Origin of the sequence: Paracoccus sp. (in: a-proteobacteria), from assembly GCF_039808215.1 — a bacterium.
Lineage (GTDB): Bacteria > Pseudomonadota > Alphaproteobacteria > Rhodobacterales > Rhodobacteraceae > Paracoccus.
This window is the reverse complement of the sequence record NZ_JBDHSP010000002.1, coordinates 129,675-154,719: the sequence shown is the minus strand read 5'-3', so window position 1 is coordinate 154,719 and position 25,045 is coordinate 129,675. Positions and strand designations below refer to the sequence as shown.

The following is a 25,045-nucleotide window of genomic DNA, read 5'->3' as shown; positions in this document are numbered from 1 at the left end:
CGCGGGTCATGCCGCGCGGCCGGGGTCATGGGCCAGCAGGCGCAGCGCGTTCGCCGTCACCAGCACCGTGGCGCCGGTGTCGGCCATGACCGCGATCCACAGCCCGGTGATGCCCAGCACCGAGGTGACCAGGAACACTGCCTTCAGCCCCAGCGCGATGGCCAGGTTCTGGCGGATATTGGCCATCGTCGCCCGCGCCAGCCGGATCAGCGCCGGCACATCCGCCACCCGGTCGCGCAGGATCGCGGCATCGGCGGTCTCCAGTGCCACATCGGTCCCCGAGCCCATCGCCACCCCCACCTGCGCCTGTTTCAGCGCCGGCGCGTCGTTGATGCCGTCGCCGATCATCATCGTGCTGCCCTGCCCCGACCAGCCGCGGATCGCCGCCAGCTTGTCCTCGGGCAGCATTCCGGCCTGAAAGCCGATGCCCAGGGGTGCTGCGATGGCGGCGGCGGTGCGCGGGTTGTCGCCGGTCAGCATCACCGCCTCGATGCCCATCGCGGTCAGGTCCGCGATCGCCGCCGCGGCATCCGGGCGCGGCTGGTCGGCCAGCGCGATCAGCCCCAGCGGCCTTGCGGCGCGAAACACCGCGACCACGGTCATGCCCTCAGCCTCCAGCGTTTCCGCCGCGGCAAAGGCTGCGACCGGGCCCAGCATCTCGGCGGCATGGGCGGGCGAGGTGACCCAGGCCGGCACCCCCGCCACCTCGGCCGTGGCGCCGCGCCCCGGCAAGGCGCGGGCATGGCGCGCGGGCAAGGGCGCCACGCCCGTCTCGCCGGCATGGCGCAGGATCGCCTCGGCCAGGGGATGGGTCGATCCAGCCTCGACCCCGGCGGCGGTGGCCAGCAGCTCATGGCTCTCGACCCCCGGCGCCGGCACCAGGCGCAGTACCTGCGGCCGGCCCTGCGTCAGGGTGCCGGTCTTGTCGAAGGCCACGCGGCGCACATTGGCCGCGGTCTCGATCACCGCGCCGCCCTTCATCAGCAGCCCGTGCCGGGCGCCGGTGGCCAGCGCCGAGGCGATCGAGGCCGGGACCGAGATCACCAGCGCGCAGGGACAGCCGATCAGCAGCAGCGCCAGCCCGCGATAGATCCAGACCTGCCAATCGGCGCCCATGGCCAGCGGCGGCAGCACCGCGACCAGTGCCGCCACCGCCACCACCGCCGGCATGTACCAGCGGCTGAAGCGGTCGATGAAGCGTTCGGTGGGCGCGCGGGCGGCCTCGGCATCCTCGACCAGGCGGATGATGCGGGCGATGGTATTGTCGGCGCCCGTGCGGGTGACGCGGATCTTCAGCGCCGCATCGGTGCTGATCGCGCCGGCAAAGACCGTATCGCCCGGCGCCTTGGCGCGCGGCACGCTTTCGCCGGTCACCGGGCTTTCGTCGATGCCACCGGCGCCTTCGGCGATCTCGCCATCGGCGGGGACGCGTTCGCCCGGGCGCACCAGCACGATATGCCCCGGGACAAGGGCCGAGGCCGCAACCTCGCGCGGGCCCCCGGCATCCAGCAGCAGCGCGGTCTGCGGCACCAGCCCGGCCAGCGCGCGGATGCCGTCGCGGGCCTTGCCGGCGGCGGCGCCCTCAAGCAATTCGCCAAGTGCAAACAGGACCACGACCAGCGCCGCCTCCTCGGTGGCGCCGATGATCAGCGCGCCGATCGCTGCCACGGTCATCAGCCCCTCGATGGTAAAGGGCTGGCCCAGACGCAGCGCCGCGAAGGCGCGCCGCGCCACCGGCGCCAGCCCGATCAGGCAGGCGGCCAGAAAGGCCCAGGGCGCAACGCCCGGCAGCCAGAGCCGGGCGAGCCAGGCCAGCACCAGCACCCCCCCGGTCAGGATCAGCAGCCGCCCGCGCGCCGAGCGATGCCAGCCGCCCGCCGGCGCAGGCCCATGGCTGTGGCCGTGGTCATGGCCGTGATCATGGGGGTGGTCAAGGGCGTGGTCGTGACCGCAGCCCGCATGGGCATCGGCGCGGCCGGCCAGATCCGGCGCGATGCCATAGCCCAGCCGGCGCACCACCGCCTCGACCTCGGCCGGGCCGGTGCGCTGCGGGTCAAGCTGCAGGGACAGCCGCTCGGCCATCAGCGCCACCTGCACCCCGCTGACGCCGGGCAGGCGCTCGACGGCCTGGGTCAGTCTGGCGGCGCAGGAGGCGCAATCCATGCCGGTGACGCGCCATTCCTGCCTGGCGGTCGCTGTGTCAGTCATCTTTTCTCTCCAGTCCGGGCCGGGTCTTGTGGGCCCCGATTCGGGACACTAGGTGCTCTAGCGACTATAGGTTCAAGAGGTTTCTCATGCTGACCATCGGAAAACTCGGGCGCAGCACCGGGGTCAAGGTGCCGACCATCCGCTATTACGAACAGATCGGCCTGCTGCCACCGCCCGAGCGCAGCACCGGCAACCAGCGGCTGTATCCGGCGGCCGCGCAATTGCGGCTCAGCTTTATCCGCCATGCCCGCGACCTGGGGTTCCCGCTGGAATCGATCCGGGAATTGCTGGGGCTCGCGGATCAGCCCGCGGATTCATGCGCCGCCGCGGACGAGATCGCCCGCCGGCAGCTGGCCGCGGTCGAGGCGCGGATCGCGCGCCTGACCTCGCTGCGCGGAGAATTGCAGCGCATGCTGGCGCAATGCGCCTGCGGCACCATCGCCGAATGCCGGGTGATCGAGGTGCTGGGCAATCACGCGCTTTGCGCGCATGAACACGAGGCGGCCGAGGCCGGGCCGGGCGCGGTCACGCCGGACCATCCGCCAGAAGCTGTTCGGGCGTGATCGCCACCAGACCCAGCGCCGTCCCGACCGGCGGCGAGGTCAGCCGCCCGTCATGCACCGCAAGCCCGGCGCGCAGATGCGCATCCTCGGTCACGGCGCGGCGCCAGCCCTTGTCGGCCAGCGCCATGACGAAGGGCAGCGTGGCATTCCCCAGCGCCTGGGTCGAGGTCCGCGCCACCGCTCCGGGCATGTTGGCGACGCAGTAATGGATGATGCCGTCCACCTCGAAGATCGGGTCGTGATGCGTGGTCGGGCGCGAGGTCTCGAAACAGCCGCCCTGGTCGATGGCGACATCGACCAGCACCGACCCGGGCTGCATATGGGCAAGCTGCGCGCGGCTGACCAGCTTCGGCGTCGCCGCCCCCGGCACCAGCACCGCGCCCACCACGATGTCGGCATGGCGCAGCAGTTCCGCCGTCGCCGCGGCGCCGGCGTGCTGGGTGGTCAACTGGCCCATGAACAGATCATCCAGCCATGACAGCCGCGGCAGCGAACGGTCCATCACCGTGACCTGCGCCCCCATGCCGACCGCGACGCGCGCCGCGGCCGCGCCCACCACGCCGCCGCCGATGATCAGCACCTGCGCCGGCCGCACCCCCGGCACCCCGCCCAGCAGCACGCCGCGACCGCCATTGGCCTTTTGCAGCGCCCAGGCGCCGACCTGCGGCGCCAGCCGCCCCGCGACCTCGGACATCGGCGCCAGCAGCGGCAGGCCGCCGCGCGCATCCGTCACCGTCTCATAGGCGATGGCCGTCACCCCCGAGGCCAGCAGGTCGCGGGTCTGCGCCGGATCTGGCGCCAGATGCAGATAGGCGAACAGCACCTGCCCGCGGCGCAGCAGGGCGCGCTCATGCGCTTGCGGCTCCTTGACCTTCACCAGCAGATCGGCGTGGCCGTAAACCGTGGCCGCATCCGGGGCGATCACCGCGCCCGCCGCCTGATAGTCCCGGTCGACAAAGCCCGAACCAAGCCCGGCGCCGGCCTCGACCAGCACGGCATGGCCATGGGCCACGGCCTCGGCCACGGCGGCGGGGGTCATGCCGACGCGGAATTCCTGCGGCTTGATTTCTCGCGGACAGCCAATCTTCATCCCTGCCTCCCGTTGCAACCTCGCAAGGTTATTTCACGACAGCGGCGCAGGAGGCAACATGGCGCGGGACGGGCGGGCAAGGCCGCCCGCCCCGGCCGGTGGCTCAGGCGATGGCGCGCGGGCGCAGCTTTTCGACGCCCGGCAGTTCGATGTTGATCTCGAGGCTCGACAGGTCGTTGCCGCGCTCGAGCTTGATCTCGACGGCATTGCCGTCGATCTCCATGTGCCGGCGCACCACCTCGAGGATGTCGCGCTGCAGCAGCGGCAGGAAATCCGGGCTGGCGCCGCCGCCGGCGCGCTCATGCGCCAGAAGGATCTGCAGACGCTCCTTGGCGGTCTGGGCGGTGCTGGATTTTTTCGGGCGAAGATTGAAACCGAACATGGTCAGGCCGTCCGCCCCAGCAGGCGCTGGAAAAAGCCGCGGCGCTGCTCGCCGGGGTTCATGCGCATCTCGATCTGCTCGCCGACCAGGCGGCCCACGGCCTCGGCATAGGCCTTGCCCGCGCCCGAGGCGTCGTCCATCACCACCGGCATGCCGACGTTCGAGGCCTTCAGCACCGAGGTGCTTTCCGGAATGATGCCCAAAAGCGGGATGGCGAGGATTTCCAGCACGTCCTCGACGCTCATCATCTCGCCATTGGCGGAACGCTGCGCGTCATAGCGCGTCAGCAGCAACTGCGCCTTGACCGCGCTGCCGTCGCCCTTTTCGGCCAGGAAGGTCTTGGAGTTCAGCAAGCCCAGCACCCGGTCGCTGTCGCGCACCGAGGACACCTCGGGGTTGGTGACCACGATGGCCTCATCGGCGAAATACATCGCCATATGCGCGCCGCGCTCGATGCCGGCCGGGCTGTCGCAGACGATATAGTCGAACTCCTGGCGCAGCTCGTCCAGCACCGCCTTGACGCCCTCTTTCGTCAGCGCGTCCTTGTCGCGCGTCTGCGAGGTCGGCAGCACGAACAGGTTCTCCAGCCGCCGGTCCTTGATCAGCGCCTGCTTCAGCTTGGCGTCGCCCTGGATGACGTTGATGAAGTCGAATACCACGCGCCGCTCACATCCCATGATCATGTCGAGGTTGCGCAGACCCACGTCAAAGTCGATGACCACGGTCTTGTGTCCACGCATGGCGAGGCCAGCGCTGACGGCAGCGGCCGAGGTCGTCTTGCCGACGCCGCCCTTGCCAGAGGTGACTACGATTACCTTGCTCACGAAACCTGTCCTTTCGATCCGATGTTATTTGAGGGGTTCAAAATTCAGCTTGTCGCCCTGCAGAAAGATCTGCACGTCCTGGCGCGGCACCTCGGCCCCCAGGTTCTCGCTGGTGCGGTAGAGCCCGGCGATGGCGACCAGTTCGGCGTCCAGCGCCTGGCAGAAGATGCGCGCCGATTCGTCGCCGTTCACCCCCGCCAGCGCCCGGCCGCGCAGCCGGCCATAGATGTGGATATTGCCGGTAGCGATCACCTCGGCCCCCGAGCCGACCGGGCCGAGAATCACCAGATCGCCGCGGTCGGCAAAGATCGTCTGCCCCGAGCGCACCGGCTGCGTCACCAGCCGCGTGCCGCTGGCGGGGGCCGCTTCGGGCTGGGCCGGCGCCGCGGCGTCGCGCGGGCGCGATTCGGCGCGCTGCACGCGTTCCAGCGGCAGGTCGCGGCCGGCGGCGGGCAGCAGGATCAGCCCGGCCGAGCGGGCCGCCGCCTGCTGCTCGGCACTGCCGTTCTGCACGCCAAAGACCGACAGGCGGCGCGCGCGCAGCTCGCGCGCCAGCAGCGCCATGTCCTCGCCACCCTCGAGCCGCGCCTGGGCCAGATCGACGACCAGCGGTGCGTTTTCAAAGAATTGCGGGGTCTGGGCCAGCTTCTCGTCCAGCGCCGCAAAGAACCCGGCATCCGGCCGGCCGTCCAGATGCAGGGCGATGGCGGTCAGGAACCGGCCCCTGATCTGCAATGCTCTTGCACTCGCGACCTGTGCCGGCGCGGCGCGTTCCGTTCCTGTTGCTTGCACGTTCTGCTCTGCTTCTTCTCCGGGGGCTGCGGGTGGCGTTCCCGCATGCGCGTGTTTTGCCCTTGGTAATATGCCCGCGCCCCCGCGTCCATGCGCAATGCGGCCCCCGGCCGGATTCGGCAAGGCGCCGCCGGCCCGGGTGCGGATCAGCCGCGCGGCGCGGGCGCGACCGGGCGGCGCAGCGAGGCGCGCGGCACCAGCCGCGCCGCCAGCCGGCGCTCGGCGGCCGGGCCGGCGGGGGCACAAAGCCAGTCCACGGCGGCGCGCGCCATTTCCTCGACCGGCTGGGCGAATGTGGCCAGCGCATAGCCCTCCCATCCCGCCTGGGCGATGTCGTCATGGCCGATCACCGACAGCGCCTCGGGCACCGGGATGCCCAGCCGCCAGCGCGCCACATCCAGCACGCCGCAGGCCAGCAGGTCGGTGGTGCAGAAGATGCCGTCCGGGCGGTCGGGCCGCGCCAGCAGCAACATGCCCAGATCCAGCCCGGTCTCATAGCCGGTGGCGCCGCGCCGCACCTCGAGCAGGTCGATCCCCGCGGCCCGGGCGGCGGCGCAAAAGCCGTCCTCGCGTGCCACGAGGCTGGCGGTCGCGGCGGCGGAACTGGCCAGCGCCAGCCGCCGGCAACCCGCCGCCAGCAGCTGCGCGCAGGCCTGCCGCCCGGCCAGCGCATCGTCCAGCCGGATGCGCAGCGAGCCGGGGCGGTCCTCGTCGCGGTTGATCAGCACCAGGCGCATGCCATTGCGGGCGCAGGTCTCGGCCAGCGCCGCCGCCGGCATGCCCGAGAGGATGATCGCCGCATCGGCGCGATAGGCGATGGCCTGTCGCAGCGCCCGCGACACGCTGTCCTCGGCGCGTTCGGAATCGATCAGCACCCCCAGCTTGCCCGCCGCCTGCAGCTGCCGGGTCAGCGCGGCGATCATCGCGGCGCGATAGGGGGTGGCGATCTCGGCGGCGATCAGCGCCACCAGCCCGGTTTCGTTGCGGATCAGGCCGCTGGCCAGGCGGTTCACCTGATAGCCCAGTGTCTCGGCCGCGGCCAGCACCCGCGCCCGCGTCGCCGCCGAGATGCTGGCGCCGGGGGTGAAGCAGCGCGACACCGAGGCGCGCGACACCCCGGCCAGGCTGGCCACATCCCTTGCGCTGACCGACCTGCGCCCCATGCGCCCAACCTCCTGCACAGCCTTTCATAGCATGGGCCCGCCATTGCGGCCAAGATTCATCGTTTTGCCGATTTCCCTGTTGACAGGCGGGGTTGGCATGACGAACGCTTGTGGACAGCTTTGCAAGAAAGCACCCCGCAAAGGGGAAGGGGAGGAAAAAGATGAAGGCCAAACATGCTGCCGCGCTGGCTGGCGCGGCTTTGATCCTGCCTGCCGCGGCATCGGGCGGCGAGATGAACCTGATCTGCTCGGCCGATGTGGTGATCTGCGAAAAGCTGGTCAGCGAATTCGAGAAGGGCCATCCCGACATCACGGTGAACATGGTGCGCCTGTCCTCGGGCGAGGCCTATGCCAAGGTCCGCGCCGAGGGGCGCAACCCGCAGACCGACCTGTGGTGGGGCGGCACGGGCGACCCGCATCTGCAGGCCGCCGCCGACGGGCTGACCGCCGAATACAAGTCCCCCACCCTGCCCGAATTGCGCGACTGGGCGGCAAAACAGGCCGAGGTCTCGGGCTGGCGCACCGTGGGCGTCTATACCGGCGCGCTTGGCTGGGGCTATAATACCGACATTTTTGCCAAGAAGGGGCTGAAGGGCCCGGCCTGCTGGGCCGACCTGCTGGACCCGGCGCTGAAGGGCGAGATCCAGATCGCCGATCCGAATTCCTCGGGCACCGCCTATACGGCGCTGGCGACGCTCGTGCAATTGATGGGCGAGGATGCGGCCTTCGACTATCTGAAAAAGCTGAACGCCAATATCGCGCAATACACCAAGTCCGGCTCGGCCCCGGTCAAGGCGGCCGCACGCGGCGAGACCGGCCTTGGCATCGTCTTCCTGCATGACGCCGTGACCCAGAAGGTCGAGGGTTTCCCGATCCAGCCGATGACGCCCTGCGAGGGCACCGGCTATGAGGTCGGCTCGATGTCGCTGATCGAGAACGCGCAGCATCCCGACGATGCCAAGGTGTTTTACGAATGGGTGCTGACGCCGGCGGCGCAGGACCTGATGCCCGAGGCCGGATCCTACCAGATCCCCTCGAACAAGGGCGCCACCCCCTCGAAAGAGGTGCCGGACCTGTCGCAGGTCAAGCTCATCGACTATGATTTCGCCAAATACGGCTCGTCCGAGGTGCGCAAGGCTCTGCTGGCGCGCTGGGACGCCGAAATCGGCGGCCGGGCCGGCGAATGACGGTCCGCGGGGGCGCCCTGCCCCCGCGCTGACAGGCGGATCCGGCGATGCTGGCGGCAAACAGGCGGCTTGACCGCATCCTCATCGGCGCCGCGCTGGCGCTGCTCATGCTGCCCTGGTATCGGGTGCAGGGCGGGTTCTATCACTTCGGCTGGCTTGCGGGGCTGTTTTCCGATCCAAAGCTGATGCCGGGCCTTTTGCAGGCGGCATCCGGGCGCTGGCAGTTGTGGCCGGCGGTGGCGCTGGTGCTGGCGGCGGCCCTGCTGCGCCGCCAGCCACCCGGCGCCGCGCGCGGCCGGCGCATGATCTGGATCGGCGCGGCCGGTCTGGCGTGGCTGGCGCTCGAGGGGCTGTCCATCGGCACGCGCGGCTGGAACTGGAGCCTGCAGGAACAGCTTCTGGGCGCGGTGGCGGGTCAGCCGGCCTTCGGCGCCGGGGCGGTGGTACTGGCCATCGCCTTCACCTGCCTGATCTCCTGCGGCCAGGCAGAGCGCGGCGCGCTCAAGGGCGATGCCTTCGTGCTGAGCGCGATCGCGCTGCTGATCCTGCTGGTCTCGGTCTTTGTCCTCTATCCGATCCTGTCGATCTTCATCGGCGCGTTTCAGGATTTCGACGGCTCCTTCACCGCCGAAGGCGTGGTGCGCAACATCTCCGACCCCAAGATCTGGAGCCTGTCCTGCCTCACCGGCGGCTTTTGCGGCGTGGCCTGGCGCACGCTGTTTCTGGCCATCTGCACCGCCGCCGGCAGCACGGCTCTTGGCCTTGCCTTTGCGCTGGCAGCGACGCGCACCGCGTTTCCGTTCAAGCGCGGGCTGCGGCTGCTGACCATCCTGCCGATCATCACCCCGCCCTTTGTCGTGGGCCTGGCGCTGACCATGCTGCTCGGGCGCTCGGGTACGCTGACGCAGCTGATCGAGGCCGCGACCGGCTGGCAGCTCGGGCGCTGGCTTTACGGGCTCTCCGGCATCTGGCTGGCACAGGTGCTGAGCTTTACCCCGGTGGCATTCCTCGTGCTGATCGGCGTGGTCGAGGGCGTCAGCCCGGCGATGGAGGAAGCCAGCCAGACGCTGCGCGCCGGCCGCTGGCAGACCTTCCGCCGCGTGTCGCTGCCCTTGATGGCGCCGGGGCTGGCCAATGCCTTCCTGATCGGCTTCATCGAAAGCATGGCCGATTTCGGCAATCCGCTGGTGCTCGGTGGCTCGGGCGGGGTGCTGTCGACCGAGATCTTCTTTTCCGTGGTGGGCGCGCAGAACGATCCGGCGCGGGCGGCGGTGCTGGCCTCGGTGCTGCTTGCCTTCACGCTTTCGGCCTTTCTGGCGCAAAGGCTGTGGCTGTCGGGGCGCAACTTCGCCACGCTGGGCGGCAAGGGCGACGGCGGCAGCCATGCCCGCCTGCCCGCGCGCATCGGCGGGCCGGTGATCGCCGTGGTCTCGGTCTGGAGCGTGTTCACCGTCATCGTCTATGCCATGATCCTGTTCGGCGGCTTTGTCAGGACCTGGGGGCTGGACCACAGCCTGACGCTGGAGCATTTCGCCCGCGCCTTCTCGGTCTCGTGGCAGGGCGGCATCCGCTGGACGGGGGTGGCCTGGAACAGCTTCTGGACCACGATGACCATTTCGCTGATCGCGGCGCCGATCACCGCCGCCGTCGGGCTGCTGACCGGCTGGCTGATCGCGCGCCAGCGCTTTCCGGGCAAGGGCGTCTTTGAATTCATGCTGATGATGAGCTTTGCCATCCCCGGCACGGTCATCGGCATCAGCTATATCATGGCCTTCAACCTGCCGCCGGTCCAGATGACCGGCACGGCGCTGATCCTGATCGCCTGCTTCGTGTTTCGCAACATGCCGGTTGGGGTGCGCGGCGGCGTCGCCGCCATGGCGCAGATCGACCCCAGCCTTGACGAGGCCTCGCTGACGCTGGGCGCGGCCTCGGGGCGCACGCTCGGGCGGGTGATCCTGCCCCTGCTGCGCCCGGCAATCATGGCGGCGCTGGTCTACAGCTTCGTGCGTGCCATCACCTCGATCTCGGCGGTGATCTTCCTCGTCTCGGCCAAATACAACATGGCGACCGCCTATATCGTCGGCCTGGTCGAGAACGGGCAATACGGCGTCGCCATCGCCTATTCCTCGGTACTGATCGTGGTCATGCTGGCCGTGATCGGCACCTTTCAGCTGCTGGTGGGCGAACGCCGCCTGCGCCGCCCCGCACCCAAGCCGGAGACATCGCCATGACCCAGCCCCAGCGCGGCGCCGTCGAGTTTCGCGCCGTCCGCAAGAACTATGGCAGCTTCACCGCCATCCCGCAGCTGGACCTCGCCATCGCGCCGGGGGAACTGGTGACGCTGCTGGGGCCTTCCGGCTGCGGCAAGACCACGACGCTGCGCATGTTGGCCGGGCTGGAAACCCCCAGCGCCGGCGCCATTGTGATCGGCGGCCAGGACGTGACGCGCCTGCCGCCCAACCAGCGCGACGTGACCATGGTCTTTCAAAGCTATGCGCTGTTTCCGCACATGAGCGTGGCGCAGAACGTGGCCTACGGCCTTGAATCCGGCGGCATGGCCCGGCGCGAGGCGCTGGAGGCCGCGCGCCGCGGGCTGGATCTGGTCGGTCTGTCGGGGCTGGAATCGCGGCTGCCATCCGAACTGTCAGGCGGCCAGCAGCAGCGCGTCGCCGTCGCCCGCGCCCTGGTGCTGGAGCCGCAGGTGCTGCTTCTGGACGAGCCGCTGTCGAACCTCGACGCGCGTCTGCGCCGCCGCGTGCGCACCGAGATCCGCGAATTGCAGCAGCGTCTGGGCTTTACCGCCGTCTATGTCACCCATGACCAGGACGAGGCGCTGGCGGTCTCGGACCGCATCATCGTGATGAAGGACGGCCGCATCGCCCAGGACGGCACCCCCGAGGAACTGTATGAACAGCCCGCCTCGGCCTTCATCGCCGATTTCATCGGCGAGGCGAATGTGGTCGAGGGCCGCGTGCTGCGCGTGTCCCTGGGCCGGGCGCTGGTCGATCTGGCCGGCGAGCGGATCGAACTGCCGGCCCGCGGCGCCATCGAGGGCCCGGCCAAGCTGGCGCTGCGCCCGAACGCGCTGGAACTGGCCACCGAGGGCGGCATGGCCGGCCATGTGCTGAGTTCGGCCTATCTGGGCGATCACGCCGAATACGAGATCGAGACACCGCTGGGCCGGCTGTTCCTGGTCGATGGCTCGGGCCGGGCGCCGCTGGCGGCGGGCAGCGCCACCGGCCTCAGGCTTTCGGGGCGCGGTGTCGCGCTGCTGCGCTAGCGGGGGATGCGGCGCAAGCGCCCGGATTGATCCCGACAAAAATAATCGTGATTCACCCTTGAACAGCGCGCTCACATTTGCTTGAAGCGCGCCAGCCCGCGTCCGCGCCAGCCAGAACATTCATTTCAGCAACCAGGAGCACGCGATGGCGACGCTTTTCCCGCGCCCGGCCATGGGCAGCGCAATCTGTCTTTTGATGTCCATTCCCGGCCTTGTCGGCGCCGCGTCCGCGCAGGAGACCGCTGCCGGAGACCAGACCGTGGTGCTTGATACCATCGTGCTTTCGGCCGAGGACCAGATCAAGCAGTCGCTGGGGGTCTCGAACATCACCGCCGAGGATCTGGAAATTGCGCCGGTGGCCAATGACATTTCCCAGATCGTGCGCCGCATGCCGGGGGTGAATCTGACCGGCTCGACCGCGACCGGCCAGCGCGGCAACCAGCGCCAGATCGACCTGCGCGGCATGGGGCCGGAAAACACCCTGATCCTGATCGACGGCCGCCCGGTGATGTCGCGCAACTCGGTGCGCATGGGCCGCTCGGGCGAGCGTGATGCGCGCGGCGATTCCAACTGGGTGCCGGCCGAACTGATCGAACGCATCGAGGTCATCCGCGGCCCGGCTGCGGCGCGCTATGGCTCGGGTGCGGCGGGCGGCGTGGTCAATATCGTCACCCGGCGCCCGACTGAGCCGACGCTGAGCTTCGGCGCCTATGTCAACGCCCCTGAAAACAGCATGGAGGGCGGCGACTATCGCGCCAATTTCCTGTTCGCGCGCCCCTTGGGCGCGGATCTGACTTTCCGCCTGACCGGGAATTACAGCAAATCCGATGGCGATGATCCGATGATCAACGCCGGTGCCGACACCACCATGTGCGAGATCGAGGGCGAGGACGGCTCCACCTCGACCGTCGCCTGCCCCGCCGCCGGCGTCGAGGGCGTGGTGAACAAGGATGCGACCGCGCTGCTCAGCTGGCAGATCGACGCAGAGAACAGCCTTGATTTCGAGGCCGGCATCAGCCGCCAGGGCAATATCTTTGCCGGCGACAGGCAGAATACCAGCGTGAACGACGTGTTGACCTCGCTTTTTGGCGAGGAAACCAACGTGATGCTGCGCAAGACCTTTGCCGTCACGCATCGCGGCAATTACGATTTCGGCACCTCGCAAAGCTATCTGCAATACGAGCGCACCGACAATCGCCGCATGGTCGAGGGTCTGGCGGGCGGGCCAGAAGGCTCGATCACCGACACCACCATGGGCACGATCAAGCTGGAAAACATCACCGCCAAATCGGAATGGGTGCTGCCGCTGACGCTGGCCGGGCGCGATGCCAGCCTGACGCTTGGGGGCGAGCTGCGCCACGAGCGGCTGAACGACGCGATCTCGAACCAGATGGGTGTGAATGGCGGCTCGATCCCCGGCACGGAATCGGACCCGGCGCTGCGCGATCCGGAAATGACCCAGCTGACCGCCGGGCTTTACGCCGAGGCCAATATCTATGTCTCGGACCGGCTGACCCTGACGCCGGGGCTGCGGCTGGATCATGGCGACACCTTCGGCTTCAACGCCAGCCCCAGCCTGAACGCCAGCTTCAAGATCGACGACGCATGGACGATGAAGGTCGGCGTCGCCCGCGCCTTCAAGGCGCCTAACCTGTATCAGCTGAACCCGAACTATGTCTATTACACCCGCGGCCGCGGCTGTCCGGTGAATTTCCCCAGCCTCGGCAGCGGCTGCTATGTCGTGGGCAATGCCGATCTGGAACCCGAGACCAGCATCAACGCCGAGATCGGCCTCGCCTTTGACGCCGGACAGGGGTTGCAGGCCACGCTGACCGCCTTCCACAACGATTACCGCGACAAGATCCAGGCCGGGCTCGAGCCGGTGGGCACCTTCCCGACCCCGGACGGGCGCGCGCAGTATTTCCAGTGGATCAACATCCCCAAGGCCGTCGTCGCCGGCGTCGAGGGCAGCCTGTCGGCGGAACTGTCGCCGGTGCTGAACCTGACCACCAACTTCACCTATATGGCGAAATCCGAGAACAAGGAGACCGGCGATCCGCTGAGCCTGGTGCCCGAATACACCATCAACGCGGCGCTGGACTGGCAGGTGAACGACCGCCTGACCGTCACCCCCTCGCTGACGCATTACGGCCGCATCGATTCGCCCGAGCGCAGCCCGACGACGCAGGCGCCGGTGGAAAATCCCAGGGCCCGCGATCCCTATACGATCGTGAACCTCGGCCTGAACTATCGCCTGGGCGAAAACGCCCGTCTGGGCGCCGGTGTGACCAATGTCTTTGACGAGACCGTGCTGCGCGAGGGCAGCGGCACCAGCGCCGGCGCCAATACCTTCAACGAGCCGGGCCGCGCCTTCTACATGTCGCTGCAGGCGACCCTCTGAAGCGGCGACACCAGGCCTTCCGGCCGGTCTGCAGGCGCAGCCCGGCCGGTTCGCCATTGCATGGCCGCGCGGCTTGCCGCACACCGGCCACAGGCAGGAACGGGCGGGCGGCATGCACATCACCCTTGGCCAGGACTGGCTGACGGCGGATCTGGGGCGCAGGCGGCGGGTGCTGTCCTTTGCCCCGCACCGGCCGGGCTTTCGCTGGGCGCGGCATGTGCTGATCCGCCAGGTGCGCGATGCCGATCTGGGGCCCGAGGTCGATGCCGCCGCCTGGTTCGCCGCCGAGATGGCGCGCATCGGCCAGGGTGGCGCGGTCGGCATGATGACCTCGCGCGCCCTGGCCCATCACCTTTTGACCGCGCACGGCCCCGTCACCTGCCTGGCCACGGTGGGTCTGGGCAATGCCGAACGCGTCGGGCAGCGGCGCGGCTGCAGCACCCCGGGCCATGGCACCATCAATATCCTGCTGGCGATCGATGAGGGGCTGACTCCAGCCGCGATGATCGAGGCCCTGACCATTGCCGCCGAGGCGCGTACGCTGGCGGTGCTCGACTGCGGGCTGCTGCTGCCCTCGGGCCCGGCGACCGGCACCGGCACGGATTGCATCGCCCTGGCCTGCGACCCCGGCCTGCTGGCCTTTGCCGGGCTGCACACCCCCTTGGGCGAGGCGATCGGCGCCGCCGTGCATCGGGCGGTGCTGGCGGGGGCGCGGGACTGGCTGGCCGGCCGGCGCTAATCGGCGCAAAGCGGCACGGCGCTGGCGCCCAGTGCCGCCAATGCCGCGCGCGGCGCCAGCAGCAGCAACAACCCGCGCTTGCCGCCGTTGATCGCCACCTCGTCCAGATCCATGGCGGCGACCTCGAACAGCACCGGCACGGCACGGCGCTGGCCGAATGGGCTGATGCCGCCGGTGTGATAGCCGGTCAGGCGCTCGGCCATGGCCGCGGGCATCATCGCCGCCGATTTGCCGCCAAACCCCGCGGCCAGCCGCTTCATCGACAGGCTGCGGTCGCCGGGCAGCACGGCGCAGGCCGGGCGGCCGTCCACCTCGACCATCAGCGTCTTCAGCAGCCGCCCGGGCGCGATGCCGATGGCCGCTGCCGCCTGCTGCGCCACCGTCTCCTGCCCCGGGTGATAGGCATATTCGACCGGCCGGAACGCCACACCGGCGCGGCGCAGGAATTGCGTGGCGGGTGTGGCGGTGCTCATCCCGGGGTTCCTTGCGGCTGCTGCGCCCAGCCATAGCGCCCTTTCTCCGGCGCCGAAACCCCGGCTGACATGCATTCCACATGGTGAAACTGCTTTTACCTCCCCGGGCGGCAAAACCTGGCGCCCGCGCCGCCCGCCGGCAGTTTCCTCTTGCTTTTCACCGGCCGATACCCTGATCCTGCGCAGGTTGCGATGGCAGTTGCGTCCATATCATGGACCACCCATGACGGGCCAGGGCACGGCCCCGCCGCGCAGGAGGAAAGAGCATGCAACTGAGCGAGTCGCATCCCGTGGCCGAGGTGGCGCTTGGCGGCATCGAGGCGATGACCGAACCCAGACGCGCCGAGCGCTGGATGCGCCCGGTCGAGATCACCGCCGCCGCCCTGCTGCTGGTGATGATGCTGACCGTGCTGGCCAATGTCTTCTTCCGCTATGTGCTGACCAGGCCGCTGATCTGGGGCGATGAGGTCGCCTCGATCAGCTTCATCTGGATGGCGATGCTGGGCGCGGCGCTGGCCGTCGACCGCCATGAACACATGCGCCTGACCGTGTTCCTGCCCTTGCTGCCCCCGCGCATCGCCCGCGCGGCGGAAATCTCCGGCCAGGTGCTGGTCTGCGTCCTGCTGTTGCGCCTGCTGCCGGTGGCGGTGGAGTATGCCTATGAGGAAAGCTATGTGACCTCACCGGCGCTGGGGCTGCCGATGTCCTGGCGGGCCTCGGCGCTGCCGGCGGGGGTCGGGCTGATGACGGTCTTGATGCTGCTTTCCGTCGCGCGGACCCGCGAATGGCGGATCATCGCAGCCAGCGCGGTCCTGATTGCGACTGCCGTGGCGCTGCTCTGGTGGGCGAAACCGGCGCTGCTGGGCATCGGCAACTGGAACCTGCCGATCTGGCTGGGGCTGCTGGTCGCGGTGCTTTTGTGCATCGGCGTGCCCATCGCCTTCTGCTTTGCGCTGGGGACGCTTGCCTATCTGACCTTCGCCAGCCATTCGCCGGTCTTCGTGATGATGGGCCGCATCGACGAGGGCATGTCCTCGCTGATCCTCTTGTCGGTGCCGGTCTTCGTGCTGCTGGGCTGCATCCTGGATGCGACCGGCATGGGAAAGGCGATCGTGAACTGCCTTGCCTCGCTACTGGGCCATGTGAAGGCGGGGATGAGCTATGTGCTCCTCGGCTCGATGTTCCTCGTCTCGGGGATCTCCGGGTCGAAGGTCTCGGACATGGCGACAGTCGCCCCGGCGCTGTTTCCCGAAATGCGCCGCCGCGGCCATTCCGCCCCCGAGATGACGGCGCTGCTGGCGACGGGGGCTGCCATGGCCGATACCGTGCCGCCCTCGATCGTGCTGATCGTGCTGGGCTCGGTCGCGGGGATTTCCATTGCCGGGCTCTTCACCAGCGGCTTCGCCATCGCCATGGTGCTCTTGGTGGTGCTGGCGCTGCTCGCGCGCTGGAAGGCCCGGGACGAGGACATGTCGGGCGTGCAGCGCGCCACCCTGCCGATGATCGCGAAAATGGCGGTGGTGGCGACCCCGGCACTGGTCCTGCCCTTCATGATCCGCAGCCTTGTGGGCGGCGGCGTCGCCACCGCGACCGAGGTTTCGGCCATCGCCGTCGTCTATGCCTTTGTCATCGGCGCCGTGCTTTACGGCGGCATTCCGCTGCGCCGCTTCGGCACCATGCTGGTCGATACCGCCGCCATGTCGGGCGCGATCCTGCTGATCCTGGGCGCGGCCAGCGCCATGGCCTGGGCCTTGACGCAATCGGGCTTTGCCCGCGACCTGATGGCCATCGTGACCGGCCTGCCCGGCGGCTGGATGGTGTTCATGCTGGCCTCGATCCTGATCTTTCTGGTCCTTGGCTGCGTGCTCGAGGGGCTGCCGGCCATCGTGCTGCTGGCGCCGATCATGTTCCCGATCGCGCGCGGCCTTGGCATCCATGACATCCATTACGCCATGGTCATCGTCACCGCCATGAACATCGGGCTGATGGCCCCGCCCATCGGCATCGGATTCTACATCGCCTGCAAGATCGCCGATGTGCCGGCCGATCAGGTCATGCGCCGCATCTGGGTCTATCTTGCCGCGCTGCTGGTCGGGCTTTTCGCCATCGCCGCCGTGCCCTGGTTCTCGACCGCCTTGCTTTGATCGCCATAACCTCGGGGAGGAGGAAACATGATCGTCAACCGCCGCAACATGCTGCTGGGCGCTGCCGCGGGCGCGCTGGCCGCGCCCTTCATCCGGCCGGGCGCTGCCCGCGCCGCCGAATTCAACTACAAGATCGCCAACAACCAGCCACTGGAACATCCCAGCAACGTCCGGCTGGCCGAGGCGGTGAAGGCCATCCTCGAGGAAACCTCGGGCGCGGTCGACATCCAGATCTTCCCCTCGAACCAGCTGGGCGCCGATACCGACGTGCTGGGCCAGTTGCGCGCGGGCGGGGTCGAGTTTTTCCAGCTGTCGCCGGTGATCCTGTCGACGCTGGTGCCGAATGCCTCGATCAACGGCGTGGGCTTTGCCTTCCCGGATTACGACACCGTCTGGAAGGCGATGGACGGCGAGTTGGGCGCCTATGCCCGCGGCCAGATCGAGGGCGCCGGCCTCGTGGTGATGGAGAAGATCTGGGACAACGGATTCCGGCAGACCACCACCTCGACCAAGCCGATCGTCACGCCCAAGGATCTGGAAGGTTTCAAGATCCGCGTGCCGGTCAGCCCACTCTGGACCTCGCTGTTCACGGCCTTCGGCGCGGCGCCGACCTCGATCAACTTCGCCGAGGTCTATACCGCGCTGCAGACCGGCATCGTCGACGGGCAGGAAAACCCGCTGGCGATCATGAAGGTGGCGAAACTGTGGGAGGTGCAGAAATACCTGTCGCTGACCAATCACATGTGGGACGGCTTCTGGCTTTTGGGCAACCGCCGCGCCTGGGCCGCCCTGCCCGAGGACAAGCAGCAGATCGTGGCGAGGCATTTCAACGAGGGCGCCATGCGGCAGCGCGCCGATGTGATGGCGTTGAACGCCACCCTGCGCGGCGAATTGGAGGGTCACGGCTTCGTCTTCAACGAGGTGGACCCCAAGCCCTTCGAGGACAAGCTGCGCGAGGCGGGATTCTACGCCGAGTGGAAAAAGACCTATGGCGACGAGGCCTGGTCGATCCTCGAATCCGCCGTCGGCCGCACGCTGGGCTAGGCATGGCGGCGCGCTCCGACCCTGCCGCGCCGGAACCCGCCGCCCATGGCGCGCAGGCGGTGGCGCGGGCGCTGTCGCTGCTGTCCCTGGTCGGCAGGGGCGGCGGCGCGGGTCTGGGGCTGGCGGATCTTGCCGCCGCCTCGGGGCTGGCGCGCCCGACCGCGCGCCGGCTGCTGCTGGCGCTGGCCGCGGCGCGCATGGTCGAGCAGGACCGCCAGAGCCGGCGCTATCACCTTGGCCCCGAGGCCTATCTGCTGGCGCGCTTTGCCACCGAGCGCCACGGTCTGCTGACCCATGCGCGCGAATCGATGCTGCGGCTGGCGCAGGACACGGGCGACACCGTGCTGCTGACCGTGCCGCAAGACGACCATACCCTGTGTCTGGAACGCATCGAGGGCGCCTTTCAGGTCCGGACGCACGCGCTGATGCGCGGTGACAGGAAGCCCGCGGGGGTGGGTGCGGGGGCCTTGGCGATCCTCGCCGCCCTGCCCGCCCCCGAGGCCGAGGCGCTTTTGTCCCGCGCCGCGCCGCTGATCAGGGCGATGGCCCCCGGCCTGATGCAGGATCTGCCCGGCGATCTGGCCCGCGCCCGCGCCCTCGGCCACGCGCTCAATCCCGGCCGTGTCGTCGCGGGGTCCTGGGGGTTGGGGGTGGCGATCCTGTGGCCCGACGGCCGACCCGCCGGGGCGCTGTCGCTTGCCGCCATCGAAAACCGCATGGGCGCGGACCGCCGTGCCGATCTGGTCCTGCGCCTGCACCGCGAGGCCCGCCTGATCGAGGCCCGCATGGCCGCGCTGGACCCCCACCCGCAACCCGAGCCGCAAAGGACCAAGCCATGACCGATCCGCTGATCGTTGGTTGGGCGCATACGAAATTCGGCAAATCGGACGCCCCCGACACCATGGCCCTGATGGCCGAGGTGGCGCGTCCGGCGCTGGACCATGCCGGCCTGCCGGCGGATGCCGTCGACGGCATCTTCACCGGCGTCTATAACAACGGTTTCTCGCGGCAGGATTTTCAGGGCGCGCTGGTCGCCATGGGCACGCCGGAGCTGGCGGGCGTGCCGTTCCTGCGCTGCGAGAACGCCTGCGCCACCGGCTCGGCCGCGATCTATGCGGCGGCGGATTTCATCGCCGCAGGCCGGGGCAAGGTGGCGCTGGTGATCGGCGCGGAAAAGATGAGCGCGACCCCCGGCGATCAGATCGGCGACATCCTGCTGTCGGCAAGCTACTACGCGCAGGAAGGCGACACCCCCGGCGGCTTCGCCGGGGTCTTTGGCCGCATCACCGAGAGCTATTTCCAGCGCCACGGCGACCGTTCCGAGGAACTGGCGATGATCGCCGCCAAGAACCACGAAAACGGCATGCGCAACCCATGGGCGCATCTGCGAAAACCCTTCGATCTGGCCTTTTGCAATACCGTTTCTGACAAGAACCCGCGCATGGCCGGGCCGCTGCGCCGCACCGATTGCTCGCTGGTTTCGGACGGGGCGGCGGCTTTGGTGCTGGCCGCGCCCGAGGTGGCCGGGGGCCTTGCCCGCGCCATCGGCTTTCGCGCCCGGGCGCAGGCGGGCGACCTGCTGGCGCTGTCGCGCCGCGATCCCATCGCCTTTGACGGGGCGCACCGGGTCTGGGCATCGGCGCTGGAACAGGCGGGCCTGGGCATCATGGACCTGTCGCTGGTCGAGACACATGACTGTTTCACCACCGCCGAGATGATCGAATACGAGGCCATGGGCCTTGCCCCGCGCGGTCAGGGCTGGCGCGCCATCCGCGACGGAATCACCAGATTTGACGGGGCCTTGCCGGTGAACCCTTCGGGCGGCCTTAAATCCCGTGGCCATCCCATTGGCGCGACTGGCGTTTCCCAACATGTCATGGTCGCCATGCAGCTGATGGGCGAGGCAGGCGCCATGCAGGTGCCGCGGCCAGGCCTTGGCGGGGTCTTCAACATGGGCGGCGCGGCGGTGGCCAGCTATTGCTCGATCCTGGAGCGGGTGCGATGAGCGCGCCGATCGGCGGCCTTTGCCCGGTCTCGACCAGGGTGATGAACCTTGCGACCCTGCTGACGCAATCCGCGCGCCGCGACCCGGACGGCATCGCGCTGGTCATGGGCGATCAGCGCTGGACCTGGGCGCAGTTCGAGGCCCGCACGGACGCGCTGGCCCATGCGCTGCAGACCCGCTTTGGTCTGGCCAAGGGCGACCGGGTGATGTGCCAGTCGCAGAACTGCCTCGAGATGATGCAGGCGATGTTTGCCGTCTGGCGCGCCGGTGGCATCTGGGTGCCGGCGAATTTCCGCCAGACCCCCGAGGAGGTCGCCTGGGCAATCCAGGCCTCCGGGGCAAGGCTGATGCTGTGCAACGCCGCCTTCCCCGACCACGCCCGCGCCTGCGCAACCGTCTCGCAGATCAGTTTTGGCGCCGCGGATTTCGGCCCCTCGGTCGAGGCGATCACCGAGGAACATCTGGGCCAACGCCCGCAGGTGGCGGCGGTCGATCGCGACGATCCCTGCTGGTTCTTCTTCACCTCGGGGACGACCGGGCGGCCCAAGGCATCGGTGCTGACGCATGGGCAGATGGCCTTCGTGGTCACCAACCATCTGGCCGATCTGATGCCGGGGCTGACCGGGGCGGATGCCTCGCTGGTGGTGGCGCCGCTGTCGCACGGGGCGGGGGTGCATCAGCTGGTGCAGGTGGCGCGGGGGGTGAAAACCGTGCTGCTGCCAAGCGAAAAGCTGGAAGTGGCGCAGGTCTGGGATCTGGTGCGCGAATGGCGGATTTCCACCATGTTCACCGTGCCGACGATCCTGAAGCTGCTGGTCGAACACCCCACGACCGCGACGGCGGATCATTCGTCCCTGCGCTATGTGATCTATGCCGGCGCGCCGATGTATCGGGTGGACCAGCAAAAGGCGCTGCGGGTCTTGGGCAAGGTCCTGGTGCAATACTTTGGCCTTGGCGAATGCACCGGCAATATCACCGTCTTGCCCGCGCATCTGCACGAGGCCGAGGACGGCCCCGCCGCCCGCATCGGCACCTGCGGCCATGCCCGCACCGGCATTGAAATCCAGATCCAGGACGATCAGGGCCATGAGCTGCCCCCCGGCCAGACCGGCGAGATCTGCGTAATCGGCCCCGCGGTCTTTGCCGGCTATTACCAGAACCCCGAGGCCAACGCCAAAGCCTTTCGCAACGGCTGGTTCCGCACCGGCGATCTGGGCCACATGGACGCGCAGGGTTTCCTCTATATCACCGGGCGCGAAAGCGACATGTATATCTCGGGCGGCTCGAACGTCTACCCGCGCGAGATCGAGGAAAGGATCCTGACCCATCCCGCCATCCGCGAGGTGGCGGTGCTGGGCATGCCCGACCCCCTGTGGGGCGAGGTCGGCTGGGCGGTCTGCGTGGCCTCGGCCCCCATCGATGAGGCGGAACTGATGGCCTTCCTTGCCGGCAAACTGGCGCGCTACAAGCTGCCCCGACGTGTCCTTTTCTGGGACGGCCTGCCGAAATCCGCCTATGGCAAGATCACCAAGCAGATGATCCGCGCCGAAATCGAGGCCCGCGGCCTGCTGGAGCAATCCCCGCCATGCGGATGATCCATCCCGGCCCGCGCGCCGAGGGCCGCATGCAGGCCCGCGCGGCCCGGCTGCGCCCTGTCGCGGGCCTTCTGCCCAAGGGCGCCAGCGTCATGCAGGCGGTGGGCGATCTGTTCGCAAGCCACGGCTGCAGGGGCGGCGTGCTGTTGCTTGGCGGCGTCACCTGCGCACCCATGCGCTATGTGCTGCCGGCGCTGTCCTCGGACGGCATCCACGCGGCCTGGTATTCCGCGACCCATGCGCCCGGGGGCGAGTGGCGAATCACCAGCGCCACCGCCTCGGTCGGATGGCGCGAGGGCGCGCCGTTTCTGCATTGCCACGGCATCTGGACCGACGGGCGGGTGACCGCGATGGGGCATCTGCTGGCCCATGACAGCATCATCGCCCACGATTACCCGGTCAGCGGGCTGGGCGCGGCGGGCACCTGGTTCGAGGCCCTGCCGGATGTGGAAACCGCCTTCACCCTGTTCACCCCCGCGGGCGGCGAGGAAGGCCCCGGCCTTTTCGCCCGCATCCTGCCCGGCGAGGACGTGGTGACGGCGATCGAGGCGCTTGCCGCCCGCCACGGCATCGGCAGCGCCCGCCTGCACGGCGTCGGCAGCATCGACCACATCCGCTTTGCCGAAGGGCATCGCATGGATTGCCTCGCCACCGAATTGCGGCTGGCAGGCGCGCGCCTGACCCGGGGCCGCGCCCTGGTCCCGATCGAGGTCGTGGACATTCAGGGCACCATCGCGCACGGCACGCTGGAGCGGGGCGCGAACCCGGTCGGCGTGACGCTGGAACTGATCATCGAACCTATTGGGGACCAACCATGACCAGAACTGCCATCGTCACCGGCGGCTGCCGCGGCATCGGCCTTGCCACCACCGAACTCTTTCTGGAACAGGGCTGGCAGGTCGCCGTCGTCGACCGCGACACCGCGGAACTGCATGCCGCCTGCGACCATCTGGAAAACGTGCTGCCGGTCGAGGCCGATATTTCCGACCCCGCACAGGTGAAGCGGATGATGGCCGAGGTCACGGCGCGCTTTGGCCGCGTCGATGCGCTGGTCAACAATGCCGGCGTGGCGCTGTTTTCCCGTGCCGCCAGGACCAGTTTCGAGCAGTGGCGCGAGGTCATGGCCACGAACCTTGACGGCGTGTTCCTGTGCACGCAGGCGGCGGTGCCGGAACTGGCGAAAACCCGCGGCGCCATCGTCAATATCGCCTCGATCTCGGGGCTTCGGGCCTCGACGCTGCGGGTGGCCTATGGCACCTCGAAGGCGGCGGTCATCCACCTGACCCGGCAATTCGCCGCGGAACTGGGCGATCAGGGCATCCGGGTCAATTGCGTGGCCCCCGGCCCGGTCAGGACCAAGCTGGCGATGGCGGTGCATGCGCCGGAAATCATCGCCGCCTATTACGACGCCATCCCGCTGAACCGCTATGGCGAGACGCGCGAGATTGCCGAGGCCATCGTGTTCCTGTGTTCGGAAAAGGCCAGCTTCGTCACCGGCCAGACGCTGGCGGTGGACGGGGGGTTCGATGCCAGCGGCGTCGGTCTGCCGGCGCTGCGCCGGGGCGACGATCTGGCCTAGGCGGCGACATGGCAACGGCCGGGCGCGATGCCCGGCCGCCGCTGTCTGGCCGAAGCCCTCAGTGGCGCGCGTGATCGGCGATGCTCGCCTCGCGCGGGGGGATGCCGTTGAACAGCAGGTTCAGCAGCAGGGCCGAGAAGGTGCCGACCAGGATGCCGCTGTGAAAGATCTGCTGGATGAACTCGGGCGTCTTGTCGAACATGTTGGGCGCCACCACCGGGATCATCGCGAGGCCGAGGCTGACCGCGACGATATAGACATTGCGGCGGTTCCTGACGAAATCGACGCGGGCCAGGATCTTGACCCCGGTTGCCGAGACCATGCCGAACATCACCAGCGCCGCGCCTCCGATGACATAGCTGGGGATCGAGGCGCTGACATAGGCCACCTTGGGCAGGCAGCCCAGGCCGATCAGGATCACCGCCCCTGCCGCGACGACAAAGCGGCTGAGCACGCCGGTGATCTGCAGCAGCCCGACGTTCTGGGCATAGGTGGTGTAGGTGAAGGTGTTGAAGATGCCGCCGATGATATTGCCGATGCCATCGGTGCGCAGCCCGCGCGCCAGCCGCTCCTCGGAGATCTTCTGCCCGGCCATGTCGCCCACGGCGAGGAACTGGCCGGTGGCCTCGATCATCATCACGATCATCACCAGGCTCAGCGCGATGGTGCCCGACAGGTTGAAGATCGGCGTGCCAAAGGCGAAGGGGGTCACGACATTGACCCAATGCGCCTCGCCCAGACCGTCGAAATTCACCCGCCCGGCGGCGATGGCGATGCCAAAGCCCAGGGCGATGCCGAAGAGCACCGCAAGATTGGCGTAAAAGCCGCGGAAAAACCGCGTGACCAGCAGGATGGTCATCAGAACGATGCCCGCCACCGACAGCGCAAAGGGATCGCCGTAAGCCGGGTTCGGCACCATGCCCTCGGCGGTGCGGATCATCGGCTGGCCGCCAGCGGCCCAGTTGATGCCCACCCGCATCAGGGACACGCCGATGATCAGCATCACCGTGCCGGTGACGATCGAGGGAAAGAACCGCGCCCATTTGCCAAAGAACCAGGCGGCGATCACCGTGAACACCCCCGAGGCGATGCCGGCGCCGAACACGCCGCGAATCCCCAGTTCCGGGTTCGAGCCGATGCCGATGATGATCGGCACGGCGGTAAAGCTGATCCCCATCATGATCGGCAGGCGCGCGCCAAATTTCCACAGCCCCAGGCACTGGATCAGCGTCACCACCCCGCAGCAGAACAGGTCGGCGCTGACCAGAAGCGAGATCTGGTCCTTGCCCAGGTTCAGCGAATGCCCGATCAGCAACGGCACGGCGACGGCGCCGGCATACATCACCAGCACATGCTGCAGCCCCAGGGCGAACAGCTTGGGCAGCGGCATGCGCTCCTCAATAGGGTCGAATGCGGCGACTTCCGCCGCGAGGCCGGGACTGGCCAGGGAATCAGCCCCCTCCTGCCAACCGGCCGCCTTCGCTTCGAGGGTTCCGCTCATGTGTTTCCCGCTCCCTGATGGTTTGAGGGCCGGAGGCGAGTCCGGCCGATGGACTGATGATGAACGTGGCGTCAT

At 68.7% G+C, this 25,045-nt stretch carries 21 protein-coding genes; 13 read left to right on the top strand and 8 right to left on the bottom strand.

What is annotated here, in order from left to right; translation table 11 throughout:
* Positions 1-6: 6 nt before the first annotated feature.
* The gene (locus WMK75_RS01615; RefSeq protein WP_347265907.1) at positions 7-2,208 is read right to left on the bottom strand and encodes a heavy metal translocating P-type ATPase; all 2,202 of its coding nucleotides are present in this window, start codon (positions 2,206-2,208) and stop codon (positions 7-9) included.
* Positions 2,209-2,294: 86 nt separating this feature from the next.
* Here WMK75_RS01615 and WMK75_RS01610 point away from each other — a divergent pair, with 86 nt between their 5' ends.
* The gene (locus WMK75_RS01610; RefSeq protein ID WP_347265906.1) at positions 2,295-2,771 is read left to right on the top strand and encodes a helix-turn-helix domain-containing protein; all 477 of its coding nucleotides are present in this window, start codon (positions 2,295-2,297) and stop codon (positions 2,769-2,771) included.
* Here WMK75_RS01610 and ald read toward each other — a convergent pair.
* The 5 genes from ald to WMK75_RS01585 all read right to left on the bottom strand — a co-directional run bounded on the left by ald (position 2,734) and on the right by WMK75_RS01585 (position 7,022).
* Positions 2,734-3,861, bottom strand: coding sequence for an alanine dehydrogenase (gene ald / locus WMK75_RS01605; protein ID WP_347265905.1), 1,128 nt, complete (start codon positions 3,859-3,861; stop codon positions 2,734-2,736). The genes WMK75_RS01610 and ald overlap by 38 nt on opposite strands.
* Before the next feature lie 103 nt (positions 3,862-3,964).
* Positions 3,965-4,243 (bottom strand): cell division topological specificity factor MinE, encoded by a 279-nt coding sequence (gene minE / locus WMK75_RS01600; protein ID WP_347265904.1) that lies wholly within the window; start codon positions 4,241-4,243, stop codon positions 3,965-3,967.
* 2 nt (positions 4,244-4,245) lie between these two features.
* Entirely contained in the window at positions 4,246-5,067 is an 822-nt protein-coding gene (minD, locus tag WMK75_RS01595) for a septum site-determining protein MinD (protein ID WP_347265903.1), read from the bottom strand.
* Positions 5,068-5,091: 24 nt separating this feature from the next.
* Entirely contained in the window at positions 5,092-5,859 is a 768-nt protein-coding gene (gene minC, locus WMK75_RS01590; protein WP_347265902.1) for a septum site-determining protein MinC, read from the bottom strand.
* 146 nt (positions 5,860-6,005) lie between these two features.
* Positions 6,006-7,022 carry a LacI family DNA-binding transcriptional regulator gene (locus WMK75_RS01585; protein WP_347265901.1) on the bottom strand — a complete coding sequence of 339 codons (1,017 nt, stop codon included), beginning with the start codon at positions 7,020-7,022 and terminating at the stop codon, positions 6,006-6,008.
* A gap of 161 nt (positions 7,023-7,183) precedes the next feature.
* Here WMK75_RS01585 and WMK75_RS01580 point away from each other — a divergent pair, with 161 nt between their 5' ends.
* The 5 genes from WMK75_RS01580 to WMK75_RS01560 all read left to right on the top strand — a co-directional run bounded on the left by WMK75_RS01580 (position 7,184) and on the right by WMK75_RS01560 (position 14,629).
* Complete coding sequence (locus WMK75_RS01580; RefSeq protein WP_347265900.1) at positions 7,184-8,209, top strand: ABC transporter substrate-binding protein; 1,026 nt, start codon at positions 7,184-7,186, stop codon at positions 8,207-8,209.
* 47 nt (positions 8,210-8,256) lie between these two features.
* A complete protein-coding gene (locus WMK75_RS01575; protein WP_347265899.1) occupies positions 8,257-10,440 on the top strand; it encodes an iron ABC transporter permease in 2,184 nt (727 codons plus the stop codon).
* Positions 10,437-11,489 (top strand): ABC transporter ATP-binding protein, encoded by a 1,053-nt coding sequence (locus WMK75_RS01570; RefSeq protein WP_347265898.1) that lies wholly within the window; start codon positions 10,437-10,439, stop codon positions 11,487-11,489. The genes WMK75_RS01575 and WMK75_RS01570 overlap by 4 nt, the downstream gene beginning before the upstream one ends.
* 145 nt (positions 11,490-11,634) lie before the next feature.
* Positions 11,635-13,890 carry a FepA family TonB-dependent siderophore receptor gene (locus WMK75_RS01565; RefSeq protein ID WP_347265897.1) on the top strand — a complete coding sequence of 752 codons (2,256 nt, stop codon included), beginning with the start codon at positions 11,635-11,637 and terminating at the stop codon, positions 13,888-13,890.
* A gap of 112 nt (positions 13,891-14,002) precedes the next feature.
* The gene (locus WMK75_RS01560; RefSeq protein ID WP_347265896.1) at positions 14,003-14,629 is read left to right on the top strand and encodes an adenosylcobinamide amidohydrolase; all 627 of its coding nucleotides are present in this window, start codon (positions 14,003-14,005) and stop codon (positions 14,627-14,629) included.
* On the opposite strand, the gene WMK75_RS01555 is transcribed toward WMK75_RS01560, so the two are convergent.
* Positions 14,626-15,102, bottom strand: coding sequence for a YbaK/EbsC family protein (locus tag WMK75_RS01555; protein ID WP_347265895.1), 477 nt, complete (start codon positions 15,100-15,102; stop codon positions 14,626-14,628). The two genes, WMK75_RS01560 and WMK75_RS01555, sit on opposite strands and share 4 nt — an antisense overlap.
* Before the next feature lie 266 nt (positions 15,103-15,368).
* On the opposite strand from WMK75_RS01555, the gene WMK75_RS01550 reads away from it, so the two are divergent.
* Genes WMK75_RS01550 through WMK75_RS01520 form a run of 7 tightly spaced genes read left to right on the top strand, consistent with a single transcriptional unit; the run spans position 15,369 to position 23,469 of the window.
* A complete protein-coding gene (locus WMK75_RS01550; RefSeq protein WP_347265894.1) occupies positions 15,369-17,246 on the top strand; it encodes a TRAP transporter large permease subunit in 1,878 nt (625 codons plus the stop codon).
* 27 nt (positions 17,247-17,273) lie between these two features.
* Positions 17,274-18,290, top strand: a complete 1,017-nt coding sequence (locus WMK75_RS01545) for a TRAP transporter substrate-binding protein (protein WP_347265893.1) — start codon at positions 17,274-17,276, stop codon at positions 18,288-18,290.
* A 2-nt stretch (positions 18,291-18,292) separates the two neighbouring features.
* Positions 18,293-19,129 carry a helix-turn-helix domain-containing protein gene (locus WMK75_RS01540; RefSeq protein ID WP_347265892.1) on the top strand — a complete coding sequence of 279 codons (837 nt, stop codon included), beginning with the start codon at positions 18,293-18,295 and terminating at the stop codon, positions 19,127-19,129.
* Positions 19,126-20,295: an acetyl-CoA acetyltransferase gene (locus tag WMK75_RS01535; RefSeq protein WP_347265891.1), complete on the top strand. Its 1,170-nt coding sequence runs from the start codon at positions 19,126-19,128 to the stop codon at positions 20,293-20,295. Before WMK75_RS01540 ends, WMK75_RS01535 begins: the two co-directional genes overlap by 4 nt.
* A complete protein-coding gene (locus WMK75_RS01530) occupies positions 20,292-21,890 on the top strand; it encodes an acyl-CoA synthetase (protein ID WP_347265890.1) in 1,599 nt (532 codons plus the stop codon). The genes WMK75_RS01535 and WMK75_RS01530 overlap by 4 nt, the downstream gene beginning before the upstream one ends.
* A complete protein-coding gene (locus WMK75_RS01525) occupies positions 21,881-22,708 on the top strand; it encodes a DUF296 domain-containing protein (protein ID WP_347265889.1) in 828 nt (275 codons plus the stop codon). The genes WMK75_RS01530 and WMK75_RS01525 overlap by 10 nt, the downstream gene beginning before the upstream one ends.
* A complete protein-coding gene (locus WMK75_RS01520; RefSeq protein WP_347265888.1) occupies positions 22,705-23,469 on the top strand; it encodes an SDR family oxidoreductase in 765 nt (254 codons plus the stop codon). The genes WMK75_RS01525 and WMK75_RS01520 overlap by 4 nt, the downstream gene beginning before the upstream one ends.
* Positions 23,470-23,527: 58 nt before the next feature.
* On the opposite strand, the gene WMK75_RS01515 is transcribed toward WMK75_RS01520, so the two are convergent.
* The gene (locus WMK75_RS01515; RefSeq protein ID WP_347265887.1) at positions 23,528-24,970 is read right to left on the bottom strand and encodes a nucleobase:cation symporter-2 family protein; all 1,443 of its coding nucleotides are present in this window, start codon (positions 24,968-24,970) and stop codon (positions 23,528-23,530) included.
* Positions 24,971-25,045 lie beyond the last annotated feature (75 nt).

Bases quoted from the DNA above. Each gene is read 5' to 3' on its own strand.
- WMK75_RS01570 (WP_347265898.1), top strand. From the start codon at position 10,437: ATGACCCAGCCCCAGCGCGGCGCCGTCGAGTTTCGCGCCGTCCGCAAG.
- WMK75_RS01615 (WP_347265907.1), bottom strand. From the start codon at position 2,208: ATGACTGACACAGCGACCGCCAGGCAGGAATGGCGCGTCACCGGCATG.
- WMK75_RS01585 (WP_347265901.1), bottom strand. From the start codon at position 7,022: ATGGGGCGCAGGTCGGTCAGCGCAAGGGATGTGGCCAGCCTGGCCGGG.
- WMK75_RS01580 (WP_347265900.1), top strand. From the start codon at position 7,184: ATGAAGGCCAAACATGCTGCCGCGCTGGCTGGCGCGGCTTTGATCCTG.
- WMK75_RS01540 (WP_347265892.1), top strand. From the start codon at position 18,293: ATGGCGGCGCGCTCCGACCCTGCCGCGCCGGAACCCGCCGCCCATGGC.
- WMK75_RS01530 (WP_347265890.1), top strand. From the start codon at position 20,292: ATGAGCGCGCCGATCGGCGGCCTTTGCCCGGTCTCGACCAGGGTGATG.
- WMK75_RS01560 (WP_347265896.1), top strand. From the start codon at position 14,003: ATGCACATCACCCTTGGCCAGGACTGGCTGACGGCGGATCTGGGGCGC.
- WMK75_RS01535 (WP_347265891.1), top strand. From the start codon at position 19,126: ATGACCGATCCGCTGATCGTTGGTTGGGCGCATACGAAATTCGGCAAA.
- ald (WP_347265905.1), bottom strand. From the start codon at position 3,861: ATGAAGATTGGCTGTCCGCGAGAAATCAAGCCGCAGGAATTCCGCGTC.
- minE (WP_347265904.1), bottom strand. From the start codon at position 4,243: ATGTTCGGTTTCAATCTTCGCCCGAAAAAATCCAGCACCGCCCAGACC.
- WMK75_RS01550 (WP_347265894.1), top strand. From the start codon at position 15,369: ATGCAACTGAGCGAGTCGCATCCCGTGGCCGAGGTGGCGCTTGGCGGC.
- WMK75_RS01525 (WP_347265889.1), top strand. From the start codon at position 21,881: ATGCGGATGATCCATCCCGGCCCGCGCGCCGAGGGCCGCATGCAGGCC.
- WMK75_RS01610 (WP_347265906.1), top strand. From the start codon at position 2,295: ATGCTGACCATCGGAAAACTCGGGCGCAGCACCGGGGTCAAGGTGCCG.
- WMK75_RS01545 (WP_347265893.1), top strand. From the start codon at position 17,274: ATGATCGTCAACCGCCGCAACATGCTGCTGGGCGCTGCCGCGGGCGCG.
- WMK75_RS01565 (WP_347265897.1), top strand. From the start codon at position 11,635: ATGGCGACGCTTTTCCCGCGCCCGGCCATGGGCAGCGCAATCTGTCTT.
- WMK75_RS01520 (WP_347265888.1), top strand. From the start codon at position 22,705: ATGACCAGAACTGCCATCGTCACCGGCGGCTGCCGCGGCATCGGCCTT.
- WMK75_RS01555 (WP_347265895.1), bottom strand. From the start codon at position 15,102: ATGAGCACCGCCACACCCGCCACGCAATTCCTGCGCCGCGCCGGTGTG.
- WMK75_RS01515 (WP_347265887.1), bottom strand. From the start codon at position 24,970: ATGAGCGGAACCCTCGAAGCGAAGGCGGCCGGTTGGCAGGAGGGGGCT.
- WMK75_RS01575 (WP_347265899.1), top strand. From the start codon at position 8,257: ATGCTGGCGGCAAACAGGCGGCTTGACCGCATCCTCATCGGCGCCGCG.